The organism is Chitinophaga sp. XS-30 (genome assembly GCF_008086345.1).
Lineage (GTDB): Bacteria > Bacteroidota > Bacteroidia > Chitinophagales > Chitinophagaceae > Chitinophaga.
In genome coordinates, this window is sequence record NZ_CP043006.1 from 2,033,911 (window position 1) to 2,046,091 (window position 12,181).

Genomic DNA, 12,181 nt, shown 5'->3' on the forward strand with positions numbered 1-12,181 from the left:
CTGTTTCACTGTAATCGAACTATAAAGATCCTGGAATAGTAGCAACTTGCTATTTCATTGTTCACTGTAGACACTACATCCCGATTCTTCGGGATGTTTTTTTATGCCTACTTTGCGGGTTTGGCGGCCATGTGGAAAACGATCCTGCCGCCGTTCATGATATCGTCATGAGAAAGAAAGCGGCTGTTCAAAGGGTTGTCGTTCAGCTCTATTTTCTTCACATATACATTTTTAGCGCTCTGGTTCACGGCTTCCACGGTAAAGGTCTTGCCGTTTTCCAGCTGCAGCGTGGCAGACCGGATGGCGGGGCTGCCCAGTGCATATTCCGTAGCGCCGGGAGCAACGGGGTAGAAGCCCAGCGCGCTGAAAATGTACCATGCGCTCATCTGTCCGCAGTCGTCATTCCCTCCAAGCCCGTCTGCTGTGGGTTTATACATTTTTTCCAGGATCATGCGCACACGTTCCTGTGTTTTCCATGGAGCATCCGTCCAGTTGTACAGGTAAGCCGCATGATGAGCCGGTTCGTTGCCGTGTACATAGTTGCCGATGATCCCCTCGCGCGTGATATCCTCCGTTTCCGCAAAGAATTCATCCGGCAGGTGCATGGTAAAGAGGGAATCCAGGTGACCGGTGAATTGTTTTTTGCCGCCCATCAGCGCGATCATCTCCACCGGGTACTGCGGGACGTACAGGCTGTAGTTCCAGGCATTCCCTTCAATGTATCCCTGGCCGTGGGTGCTGAGCACATCAAATTCTTTCCGGAAAGAACCGTCGCTGAGCCTGGGGCGCATGAAACCGGTAGAAGGGTCGAATACGTTGCGGTAGTTTTCCGAACGTTTGATGAATTCCTGGTACAGATCGTTGCGGCCCAGTTTTTTGGCGGCCTGGGCAATGCACCAGTCGTCATACGCATATTCCAGCGTTTTGGATACGGAGGAGCCGTTCTTGTCTTCCGGCACATATCCCATATCCATATAATAGCCGAGCCCATCGTATTTCCGGTACCTGGCGGTGGTGGCGCAGGCTTCCAGGGCGGCATGGGCATCGTAACTTCCGGTATTGCCTTTCATAATGGCATCGGCCACTACGGAAACGCTGTGATAACCGATCATGCACCAGTTTTCGTTGGCATGGTGGCTCCAGACCGGCAGCATGTTATGCACGCTCTGGTTGTAGTGTTCGAGCATGGAGCGTACCATGTCCGCATTCCGCTTCGGCTGAACGATATTAAAGAAGGGATGCAGGGCGCGATAGGTGTCCCAGAGCGAGAAGGTCGTATAATTGGTAAATCCGTCAGCCTTGTGGTTCAGCTGATCCAGCCCCCGGTAGCCGCCGTCCACGTCCATATAAGTGGTGGGGCCGAGGAAGGTATGGTACATGGCGGTGTAGAAGTTTACCATATCATCTTCGCTCAGGGCTTTTACCCTGATCTTTGCCAGTTCTTTGTTCCATTCCGCCTGGCCCTTGCGTTTCACGGCATCGAAGTCCCAGCCCGGCGCTTCGGTGCGCAGGTTGTTGAGCGCGCCTGCGGTGCTTACCGGGGACAATGCGAATTTCACCTGGATCTTTTCACCTGGTTGGGCATCGAAATCGAACCAGGCCCTGATCCGGCGGCCGGCCATTTCAGGGAAGTCGGTCGTCTGATCGAATTTCCGCCAGAAACCGCGGTACACATCATTGGCATAGTTCTGATGGCCGTACTTTTTGATGGGTTTGCTGAAGGTCATGGCAAAATAGACCGTACGGGTTCTGGCCCAGCCGCTGGTCTGCCGGTAGCCGGTGATCAGGGAATCGTTCTCCACCCGTACGAAGGTCCACACATTCTTGTTGTCATAATTATAGATACCCGCCATCAGGTCCAGTATAATATGGGCGTTCCCGCCGTCCTGGAAGGTGTATTGGTGGAAGCCCACGCGGTTGGTGGCGGTGAGTTCGGCCAGGATGTTATGGTCATCCAGCTTTACTTTGTAATAAGCCGCTTCGGCGGTCTCGTTGTCATGCGAAAAACGGGAGCGGTAACCATTCTGTGGCTGGTCCGCCGTTCCGGGGTTCAATTGGAGGGCGCCGGTGGTGGGCATGATGAGGAAATCCCCCAGGTCCGAATGCCCGGTGCCGCTGAAATGGGTGTGGCTGAAACCCACGATGGTCTTGTCAATGTACTGATAACCAGCGCAGTACTTGTACACGTCCGGGTTGTATTTGCCATTCATCTCGTAGGGAATGGTATCCGTTTCCGGGCTGAGCTGCACCATGCCGAAGGGGACCGTGGCCCCCGGGTAGGTATGCCCCATTTTTGCTGTGCCGATGATAGGCTTTACATATTGTACCAGGTCCTGCCCAAAAACCAGGGTGGGGGACAATAATAAAAGCGCGAGGGAAAATCTTCTCATGCGTTGCGAATTGGTTTTAATGCTACCAAAGATAAATCGTTTTAGCGTAGATAGGTAGCGGTTTTCCATGTGTTTTGCAGATGTTCCCCGCAAGGGGTTCTGCTTTTTTTTGAAATTTTTTTTGCCCCCGATACCCCCGATTTGTATTTATGCTCAGTCTTAGTAGCATATCCGGGTTTACCATGGAATTTGATCAGGAACATATCAGGCAATTATACCTGCAAAAGTTGACCAATTCGCTGACTCCGGAAGAGGAGCAGGAACTGGAGGCCGCAATGCGTTCTTCAGCGGTACGACGAATGTGCAGGGAGCTGGATGACCTGTATGCTTCCCCTGAGATGCAGGATCTGTTGAGGGAAAAGCCTACCAGTACCCGATGGGATGAGCTGGTGGAGCATGTGATGGAGAAAGAAGAGGCCGTGGTCATCCATAGCATGGGAGTCCGCCGCTGGTTGATGGCAGCCAGTGTAACGCTGGTAGTGTCGGTAGGGCTTTACCTGATCTGGCCGGAGCCCCGGCAACAATCCGTTAACTTTTCCGCGCTGGCTGCGGCTACCGGAAAAAATTACGATATCCGCCTGAAATTGTCTACAGGAGAAGAGGTGGCGCTGACCGGCGCCGGTGCGCAGAAAAAAATCATGGCGGGAACGGTGCAACTGAGCAATCAAAATAAAACATTACGTTATGAGCATGGCGAAGCTCACGCAACGCAATGGAACACATTAGAAGTGCCCGCAAGGGAGGACTACAACATTGTTCTTTCTGACGGCACTGAAGTTAGCCTCAATTCAGCTTCGAGCCTGCGCTTCCCCTTCTCATTCAACGGTAGCAATACCCGGGAAGTGGAAGTGCGGGGAGAAGCATTCTTCAAAGTAGCCCCCAATGCGAGTAAACCATTTATAGTTCGTACCCAGGCCGGCGATGTGCAGGTATTGGGTACTTCTTTTAACATCAATACCTACCAACCCGGCAGGCTGAGCGCCTCGCTGGTAGAAGGCAGCATAAAGGCCGTGTATCGCGGCGATGCCAGGTTGCTCCGCCCCGGAGAACAGGTGGTCAATCAGACCTCTTCCGGAATGACTGTCCGGAAATTCGATGAAGATGAGGTCTTGTCCTGGAGAAAAGGGATCTATTATTTCAACAGTAGCAGCATGGTAAAGGTAGCGGAAGTAATGGACCGCTGGTATGATGTGCAGGTGGTATTTGACAACCCGGCCATCGCATCGTACAAACACGATGGAAAGCTGGAGAAATCAGTTCCCCTGGAGGATTTTCTCGAGGTACTGCGCCTGACACAGCGGATCAACTACAGGTTGGAAGATGGCGTATTGCATCTTTTTTAGCACAAAAACGATTAGAAAATATTCTTTAAAGCCAGACAGATGAAAAATGTTGATCTGACGAATAGACTGCAATATATATTCCTGGCCGATAATCTAAGCTGGGAAGATTTTGCAGAACGGGTAGGAGAGAAGAATACCCGGCTGCGCAGTGAACTGATGGACCTCCTGGAAGAGACCAACGAGATCCTGTCTCATATCGGATACCATATCGAGATCGTAAAGGATGCTGAACGCATTCGCTAGTACCCTCCTTTTTTGCCTGCTTTTATCCAATACGGACTTTTTTTGGGTTTTTCACCAATGCAATCGCCTATTAACCGAAGATTAACATCTTCAAATGATTCAAGCAGCAGTTTTTTCAGTATTTTCAATAAGATGTTTCAACCGGATAATTTTTCAAAACAGGTTAACAGAAATTTACTAACTTGTTTTGAATTTGCTGTATTTGAACAAGTTGCCAATCTTACTCTGATTTATGAATGAAGAATGCACAACTATGAATGGTTCCGGGCTTACGGAGGAGGAATTTAAAGTTTTGTATTTCAGTTTTCGCGAAGCACTCGTCGTAGAGGCTTTCAGGATTTTGCGTGACGGGCATGAAGCGGAAGACGTTGTACAGGATACATTTATCCGCCTATGGGAGAATAATTATCTGAAGGATGTAAATCCGGCTGCGATCAGATCCTATCTGTACAGCGCGGTAAAGAATAATTGCCTGACCCGGAAGAGCGCAAAAGAAAGTACGGAAAAAAGACATGGCCATTTCGTAGATATGAATGGCGGTTATATTATAGAAGACCAGTCAGAGACCTGGGAATTGCGCGAACGTATCAACCAGGCAGTACAGGATCTGCCCTTGCAACGCCGTTGGGCCTTTACGAAGACCTATATCGATAATAAATCGTACCGGGAAGCCGGTCAGGAAATGGGATTGGCCATGGAAACAGTAAAAAGCCATGTAAAGATCGCCCTTAAAACCCTGCGTATTTCCCTGTCAGGCCTGCGCTGATTGTTAAGCGATTATTATTTACGAAGCTTTTGACATTTTTGTGATCCTATGTTGCATAGGATTTTTTCATTTTGCGTCCTGTAAAGATATCCACGCCATGTACAGCAACTTTTATAAAAAGGAAGAGATAAGATGACAGGAACTGTTATATCGGCGCTGTATAAACGTTCAATCTGGATCATACTATGGATCTTTACCTCTTCCGCATTGCTTGCACAAAACACCCCTTCAACATCCCGGCTGAACCTGAGCGGTAACCATACCGTGGCGGAAATATTCAGGGCCATACGCGTGCAGATGGGCCTGACCGCTTCTTTCAGCAACGCCGTAATAGACAAGGAACGAAAACTTTATGTGGATTTCAGGGATGCATCCCTCGAAGAAGTGATGGATGTGGTTACCGACGGGTTGTATGTTGCCTGGAGCCTGCGGGGAGACCTCGTGCTGCTGACTGCATCAGCAACGCAGCATGTGTCCCGCAGAACAAACCCGGCGCCGTTGACCGGTATTGTCCTGGACAATGAAGGCGCACCCGTGCCCGGCGCTTCCGTTGCCGTCAATGGCTCACCCAGAGGTTTCACCGGCACCGATGGCAGCTTTCGCATAGAGAACGTGGCGGATAAATCAGTGCTCCTTATCAGCTCGGTCGGATACCTCGCCCGGCAACGCCGGCTGGATGGAGAACGGCATGTGATATTCCAGCTCGACCCCGCCATTACACATATGGAAGGCATCACCGTAGTGTCCACCGGTTTCCAGACCCTCCCGAAAGAACGCTCTACCGGTTCCTTTGTGCTGCTGGACAGGGAACTGATCAACCGGAGGCCCAACGGCAGCATCCTCGACAGGCTGGAAGGCATTACCAGCGGCCTGCTGAATTTCAATACCCCATCCCTCGGACTGATCTCGAAGATGCCATCCAGCGCTTCCCTCGGCATGAACCTCCGGGGCATCAGCACTTTATCTCCCAACCAGGTCAACCCCAATCCGCTGATCGTACTGGATAATTTTCCATACGAAGGCGATATCAGGAATATCAACCCTAACGATATCGAATCCATCACCGTACTGAAAGATGCCGCCTCTGCGAGCATCTGGGGATCAAGAAGCGGTAACGGCGTCATCGTGCTCACCACCCGCAAAGGCCGGAAGAACCAGAAAATGCGGATGGACTTCAATACAAATCTCACCATCACCCGCAAACCGGATCTCTATTATGATCCCAATTACATGAGTGCGGCAGATTATATCGATGTGGAGGAAGAACTTTTTGAAGCCGGTTATTTCAATTCCGATATCAGCAACCAGAGCAGTTTTCCCCCGCTGTCCCCCGTAGTGGAGATACTGGCCAGGGAAAGGAACGGCCTGCTTTCCGAAGCTGAAGCCAATGCACAGATCAATGCGCTGAAATCCAATGACGTCAGAAAGGACTTTCTCCGGCATATCTACCAGGAAGCCGTCAGCCAGCAATATGCGCTGAGCATGCACGGCGGCTCCGAAGATCATGCCTACTATCTTTCCGTGGGCCATGACCGGAACCGGGACAACCTGGTGAGGAACGGCAATGTCCGGTCAACGATCACTTCTTCCAATACCTACACACCGGTAAAAGGCCTGGAGGTCACCGCCTATATCAATTACAGCCACAGCAGGGTGAACCAGCATAATGAGCTGCGGTTCGGCGCCCTGTCTGTAAACGGTACAAAATACGGCATGCTGTATCCTTATGCCCGGCTGGCCGATGCCAACGGTCATGCGCTGCCTACCGCCAGGGATTACAGGCCTTCCTTCATAGACAGCATTTCCCAGGAAGGGTATAAGGACTGGCACTACCGTCCCCTCGACGAGATCAGGAATGCGGACAATAGCACAACTATACAGGACCTTGTGCTGCGCGCCTCTGTCAAATACCGGTTCACACCATTTCTCAATGCCGAAATGCAATACCAGAATGAAAGGCAGCTGATCTCCTCCCGGAACTATAGAAATGAGCATAGCTACTTTGCCCGTAACCTGATCAACAGATTTTCCGTGAAAGACCCGGTTACCGGTATTTTCACCTATAATTTCCCGAAAGGCGGTATCCTTTCGCTGGGCGATTACGACTGGCGGGCCAATAACCTTCGCGCCAATCTCAACTATCACCAGAAGTTCAACGACCATGGCATAACGGCCATTCTGGGAGGAGAGATCAGGGAATTGTCAGCCGTTGGTACGGAGCGGCATACCATCGGGTACTCGGACGCCACCGGCACCGGTACGCCCAATCTGAACTATAACACACTGTATCCCACTTTCCCAAGCGGAGCATCCACACTTAATACCGCCTTCCCCATGAACGGAGATGTGTCCGGTATCCTGAACAGATTTGTTTCCTACTACGCCAATGTGGGCTACAGCTACAAAGAACGGTACGATTTTACGGTCAGCGGCAGAAAGGATGGTGCGAACCTCTTTGGTGTGCGCACGAATGAAAAGATCACACCGCTCTGGTCCATGGGCCTGGGCTGGGATATCAGCCGGGAGCCATTTTACCGTGCGGGGAGCTGGTTACCCGAGTTGCGCCTGCGCAGCTCGTACGGGTTTAACGGTAATGTGTATAATGGTTCGGCGTATATGACTGGGACATACCTGACGGAACCATTAACAGGGTTGCCTTCGATTGTCAATATTTCACCGCAGAATGATCAGCTGCGATGGGAGAAAGTGAAAATATTTAATGCAGGTCTGGACTTTATGTCGAAAGGCGCAAGGTTTTCCGGCACGGTAGAGTATTTTGACAAGAGGGGCCTGGATCTGATCGAAAGAGCGAATGTAGCGCCGCAGGTTGGTTTTGTAACGGTGATCAAGAACTCGGCTACCACCCGTACGGCTGGTTTCGATATTACCCTGAGAGGAAAGATATTGGATGGGCCTGTGAAATGGATGTCGACTTTACTTTTCAGTCAGTTGAAGGATAAGATTATCGATTATGATATGAAGCCTAATGCTAATTCGGTCATACTAAAAGATCCTTTAGGAATTCTTTATGTTGAAGGGAAACCCATAAGGGGGTTGCTCAGTTATAAATGGGCCGGCCTGGACCCAACAAACGGTGATCCCAGAGGCTACCTGAATGGAGATGTGAGCACAGATTACAGTGGGATCATCAATAATTATAACCCCGATAGTCTTGTGTTTCATGGTTCAGCTTCACCGACAATTTATGGAGCTTTCAGGAATGACTTTGTTTTCAAAGGATTTTCGCTGTCACTGAATGTGACATATAAACTGGGTTATTATTTCAGGAGAGCGGGTGTTAGTTTGAATTACCCGAGTATATTGACCGGTAGTATGAATAGGGATTATGGTGCTAGATGGCAAACACCTGGAGATGAAATAACTGGCAATGTGCCATCCCTGAGATATCCTCCAAATAATTTCCGCAATAACTTTTATCAATATTCCGAGATACTTGTTGAGAGAGGGGATCATATAAGATTGCAGGACATTCGCTTCGGTTACGTAATTCCATCGAAACGTCGCGGTATTCAAGTATATACTTATCTTAATAACCTGGGAATTATCTGGCGGGCCAATAAACAAAAGTTGGATCCGGATGTAGATCATCTTTCCCCCAACGTTCACATGTTACCGAATCCATTCTCGTGTACATTTGGTGTGCAGACTACCTTTTAACAATACGCCGATGAAAAAAGCTATAAAAATCAGTTTATTTTGTTTAACGGTTATGGCAGGTTGCCAAAAACAGAATGATTGGTTGGATGCAAAAAGACAGCAATCTGATATAGTACCCACGACTTTGGATGATTTCCAGGCGATATTGGATAACTCAATTATGAATGCAAACTATCCGGTAATCGGGCAGTTGGGAGGAGATAATTATTACTTTCCAGACGATAATATTGGTGTAGTCAGTTCTATTGAACGAAATGCATATATCTGGTCGAAAGATATTTTTGAGGGGTCAGTTTCCTCCGACTATACATTTTCTTACGTTGTTGTAGGATATGCTAATATTGTACTGGAAGGATTAAATAATGTGCAGGTTGATGCCGTCAATTTGGAGCGGTACAGTAGTATCAAAGGGCAAGCCCTGTTCTTTAGGTCCAGTATGTTTTATGAATTGGCCAGTATTTTTTGTAAGCCTTTTGATAATGAAACCGCAGCAACAGATTTAGGAATTTGCATTAGGACAAAATCCAACGTCAACCAAATTGAACCCAGATCCACTATTCAGCGTACTTACGAACAAATTGTCAACGATTTAAGTTTAGCAGTTACTTTGTTGCCTGCTGCTCAATCTCACAAAACAAGGCCGTCAAAGCCTGCCGCTTTTGCATTGCTGGCAAGGGTTTATTTATTGATGGGGGATTATATGAATGCCAGGCGGTTTGCCGATTCTACTTTGGTTTATTCAAATGCGTTGCTGGATTTTAACAGCAGTGCAGTTTCGCTTTCTAAGCCATATAGGTTTCCTGATTTTTCGACAGGCAATGACGAGATTATTTTTTATGCTTATGCAATTGGATACGGTGCGACGATTCCCAGTGAGAGCCTGAATCGTTCATACGTTGACAGTGTATTATATGATTCTTACGATAACGATGATCTGAGAAAAGATTATTTCTTTAGTGTCGCAACTTCAGGTAAACCAAAGTTTCGAGGAACGTATGCGGGGATAGGCAGAAATTTTGCAGGATTGGCCACAAATGAAATATACTTGATAAGGGCGGAATGCAATGCAAGGCTTGGCAATCCAAGTGCCGCTGTTGCTGATATAAATACTTTGTTGGAAAAGCGGTATAAAACAGGCACTTACATTCCGTTTGATACCAACGATGCCGATATAGCCTTGCTAAAAATACTAAATGAAAGAAGAAGAGAGTTGCCGTTTTCTGGACAGATACGATGGCAGGATTTGAGAAGATTGAATAAAGAACCTCGTTTTGCCAAGACGCTTATAAGGAATGTAGGTGGAACGCTGTATCAATTGATCCCGAATGATAAACGATATGTTTATCCCTTCCCCCAGAATGAAATTGACCATGCCGGAATTGAGCAGAATGAAAGATAGTGCGCGACTGGTAAAAACAGGTTGTTGACTTTAGATTTCAACAACCTGTTCGTATTTGCGTAACTCAATCATATGAACTGATGATGATACATTCATATGAAGGTATGGATTGTCCTTGTTGGTAGCCATTTGCTGCACTAACCACGCAAACATTGTCAAACCCGGGGGCACCGCAAGTACCAGATGGTTCTTCTAGCGCCACAGGATAAAACGAGTTGTATTGAGAAGTGCCAGCGACGATATAATAATGCTGTGCCCTCATCTGATAATTGGCATACCCGCCGGCCGCGCTTAAAATCAGGGCGCCTACCAGTGCAACTAGTTTGATCTTTTTCATGGAAAAATTGGTTTTGTTGGTTTTAAAAATCTTCGAACATTATTTAATTGATATGCAGGTGGCTAAACCTGCCTTGTAATAGGGATAAGTTGCCTCAAGACGCCAATATCGTGCCGTTATCCTGTTTATCTTGTTGCTGTTTCCTGTGCAGGATAATACCTGCAATGCTGATGAACACGAAGAACAAATTGAAGAAAAGATGTTGTGTCCAGTTCAACTGGCTAATCACTCCGCCACATGAACAGGGTATCTTGCCAAAATAGTTCAACTGGATCAGTATGATATACACTGTAAATATCACCATCAGTATCAAAGAGGCCCAAAGACCGGCCATCAGTGTTCGTTTATAGATCAGCATGGCAGCTATAACAAATTCCAGTCCCGGAATACCGAATACGATCCAGGGTGTGAAACGGTTGTCCAACGGCTGAGCATCTATCTGGAATGAAAAGTGCTTGTAATCGACCAGTTTGCTCGTCGCCGCATACACGAATAGTATAAAAAGCAGCAACGCGATGGTTTCCACCAACCATTTTCTTGACATAGATTAAAATTTATAACAGGCTAAAGTTGCTTCCCGGTTGTTGGTGTTGGTTTTTGATCTCTGCATGTCTCTGCCGTCGAATTGACAGTTATATTTCTCACATGTAATGTATAAAGTCAGCCGCTGTGAAATTAATAATATTATTTTTAAATCGCTGTGCCGAAATAGAAAGTTTCTTTTCAAAGAGGATTGCACTCCCGGCGGCGAGAGTGCCTGAAAGCGGAAGGGGATTGTTTGTATAATGCATTGAATATCCGTGCGAAGCTGGCAGCCGACTCGTATCCCACCTCCCAGGCGATTTCGTGTACGGGCATATCTGTCTGATACAGTAGTAATTTTGCCCGTGACAGCCGTTCCTGGCGGATGTAGTCAGTCAGATGATGTTTGTACACTTGTTTATAGGAATATCTTAATTGGGCAGCCGGTATGTCGAACCGGTCCGCCAGCGTTTGGAGGGACATTTTTTTGCCAACATTCTCCCGTATATAACCTCTTACTTCCTCCAGTTTCCCGAAGTCGCGATGCCGCGGGCGGCCCTGCTGGCAACTGAATTCATGCATGGTGCTGAATAGGAGATCGAGGAAAAGCACTTGTCGCTTGAAGCGCCAGGTATCGCCTTTAACCTTGTTCTGCAGAATGTCGTTTATCAGTCTGCGGCAATTCTCATTGCAGCTGATATTCAGGACCCCGGCCACCGGGTGGGCGGTATTGTCCAGCAGGGAGGTGAGTAATGGGTTGAATAACAGGAGCATGATCCGGGAATAACCTGGTTCAATGCTCAATGCCGGAGCTTCGGGGCCGTGCAGCAGCGTGCAGCCCTGTTCCTGAAGTTGCAGGGAACCATAGGGGGCCAGCAGGGACGCCTTACCCGTCAGCATATACAACAATGCGAGGGAAGATCCTGGCAGACCGGCCTGCAGGGTGGTTCTTTTTTCCAGGTTAACGTCGCATATCCATGCAGTATAATGCTGATCCTGAAAGTATTGCAGGAGAATATTACCATATGGCGCTTCGGCACACAACGTTTGGGCCTCGTTCAGGACAAAAGGGCCTGGTGCGGCAGGGACCTGCTGCAAATAGCTGAACTGATCGCCCTGAAGAATACCGGGTGTCACGCTCATAAAGCTGAATGTTAGGTGTTAGAAATGGCTATAAGCTAGTTGGCATACCGCAGCCATTTGGAGAATTAAGATAAGGTGCTTTTTTTAGATGTTGTAACATCTGAAACGGGAAATTATAAGGCACTCCCGGGGTAATCTACCAGGGATATACGAAATCCTGCCCCGGGGCGATTTCCCAGTAGTATATATATTATAATATAAATTATATGATGTTTATCAAGGATTTAATATGAAAAATTAGATCAAAATGCCTTAATTTTATGATTATAGTCATACACCTTATTCAATTTTCATGGTAATTCTCGTTATAAAACTGATATTAATAAAATATTAATATATCAAACCGGAACTTTTAAAATC

The 12,181-nt window shown here is 47.7% G+C and carries 9 protein-coding genes; 5 read left to right on the forward strand and 4 right to left on the reverse strand.

Going from position 1 to position 12,181, the window contains the following annotated elements; all coding sequences use genetic code 11:
• Nucleotides 1-107: 107 nt before the first annotated feature.
• Nucleotides 108-2,390 carry a GH92 family glycosyl hydrolase gene (locus FW415_RS08390; RefSeq protein WP_148383813.1) on the reverse strand — a complete coding sequence of 761 codons (2,283 nt, stop codon included), beginning with the start codon at nucleotides 2,388-2,390 and terminating at the stop codon, nucleotides 108-110.
• A 182-nt stretch (nucleotides 2,391-2,572) separates the two neighbouring features.
• Between FW415_RS08390 and FW415_RS08395 the strand changes: the two genes are divergently transcribed.
• The 5 genes from FW415_RS08395 to FW415_RS08415 all read left to right on the forward strand — a co-directional run bounded on the left by FW415_RS08395 (nucleotide 2,573) and on the right by FW415_RS08415 (nucleotide 9,819).
• The gene (locus FW415_RS08395; protein WP_168208734.1) at nucleotides 2,573-3,733 is read left to right on the forward strand and encodes a FecR domain-containing protein; all 1,161 of its coding nucleotides are present in this window, start codon (nucleotides 2,573-2,575) and stop codon (nucleotides 3,731-3,733) included.
• A gap of 39 nt (nucleotides 3,734-3,772) precedes the next feature.
• Nucleotides 3,773-3,976, forward strand: a complete 204-nt coding sequence (locus FW415_RS08400; protein ID WP_148383815.1) for a hypothetical protein — start codon at nucleotides 3,773-3,775, stop codon at nucleotides 3,974-3,976.
• 232 nt (nucleotides 3,977-4,208) lie between these two features.
• Nucleotides 4,209-4,742, forward strand: coding sequence for a sigma-70 family RNA polymerase sigma factor (locus FW415_RS08405; protein WP_148383816.1), 534 nt, complete (start codon nucleotides 4,209-4,211; stop codon nucleotides 4,740-4,742).
• A gap of 132 nt (nucleotides 4,743-4,874) precedes the next feature.
• A complete protein-coding gene (locus FW415_RS08410) occupies nucleotides 4,875-8,420 on the forward strand; it encodes a SusC/RagA family TonB-linked outer membrane protein (protein WP_148383817.1) in 3,546 nt (1,181 codons plus the stop codon).
• A 10-nt stretch (nucleotides 8,421-8,430) separates the two neighbouring features.
• Nucleotides 8,431-9,819, forward strand: a complete 1,389-nt coding sequence (locus FW415_RS08415) for a RagB/SusD family nutrient uptake outer membrane protein (protein ID WP_148383818.1) — start codon at nucleotides 8,431-8,433, stop codon at nucleotides 9,817-9,819.
• Between the two features lie 64 nt (nucleotides 9,820-9,883).
• Here the strand turns inward: FW415_RS08415 and FW415_RS08420 are convergent, their stop codons facing one another.
• The 3 genes from FW415_RS08420 to FW415_RS08430 form a co-directional block, all read right to left on the reverse strand.
• Nucleotides 9,884-10,156: a hypothetical protein gene (locus tag FW415_RS08420; RefSeq protein WP_148383819.1), complete on the reverse strand. Its 273-nt coding sequence runs from the start codon at nucleotides 10,154-10,156 to the stop codon at nucleotides 9,884-9,886.
• A 94-nt stretch (nucleotides 10,157-10,250) separates the two neighbouring features.
• The gene (locus FW415_RS08425; RefSeq protein ID WP_148383820.1) at nucleotides 10,251-10,700 is read right to left on the reverse strand and encodes a MauE/DoxX family redox-associated membrane protein; all 450 of its coding nucleotides are present in this window, start codon (nucleotides 10,698-10,700) and stop codon (nucleotides 10,251-10,253) included.
• 179 nt (nucleotides 10,701-10,879) lie between these two features.
• Nucleotides 10,880-11,821 (reverse strand): helix-turn-helix domain-containing protein, encoded by a 942-nt coding sequence (locus FW415_RS08430; RefSeq protein WP_148383821.1) that lies wholly within the window; start codon nucleotides 11,819-11,821, stop codon nucleotides 10,880-10,882.
• Between the last annotated feature and the right edge of the window lie 360 nt (nucleotides 11,822-12,181).

What these genes read in the sequence shown, in the direction of transcription:
- FW415_RS08390 (WP_148383813.1), bottom strand. Translation starts at nt 2,390, where the DNA reads ATGAGAAGATTTTCCCTCGCGCTTTTATTATTGTCCCCCACCCTGGTT.
- FW415_RS08410 (WP_148383817.1), top strand. Translation starts at nt 4,875, where the DNA reads ATGACAGGAACTGTTATATCGGCGCTGTATAAACGTTCAATCTGGATC.
- FW415_RS08400 (WP_148383815.1), top strand. Translation starts at nt 3,773, where the DNA reads ATGAAAAATGTTGATCTGACGAATAGACTGCAATATATATTCCTGGCC.
- FW415_RS08405 (WP_148383816.1), top strand. Translation starts at nt 4,209, where the DNA reads ATGAATGAAGAATGCACAACTATGAATGGTTCCGGGCTTACGGAGGAG.
- FW415_RS08420 (WP_148383819.1), bottom strand. Translation starts at nt 10,156, where the DNA reads ATGAAAAAGATCAAACTAGTTGCACTGGTAGGCGCCCTGATTTTAAGC.
- FW415_RS08430 (WP_148383821.1), bottom strand. Translation starts at nt 11,821, where the DNA reads ATGAGCGTGACACCCGGTATTCTTCAGGGCGATCAGTTCAGCTATTTG.
- FW415_RS08415 (WP_148383818.1), top strand. Translation starts at nt 8,431, where the DNA reads ATGAAAAAAGCTATAAAAATCAGTTTATTTTGTTTAACGGTTATGGCA.
- FW415_RS08425 (WP_148383820.1), bottom strand. Translation starts at nt 10,700, where the DNA reads ATGTCAAGAAAATGGTTGGTGGAAACCATCGCGTTGCTGCTTTTTATA.
- FW415_RS08395 (WP_168208734.1), top strand. Translation starts at nt 2,573, where the DNA reads ATGGAATTTGATCAGGAACATATCAGGCAATTATACCTGCAAAAGTTG.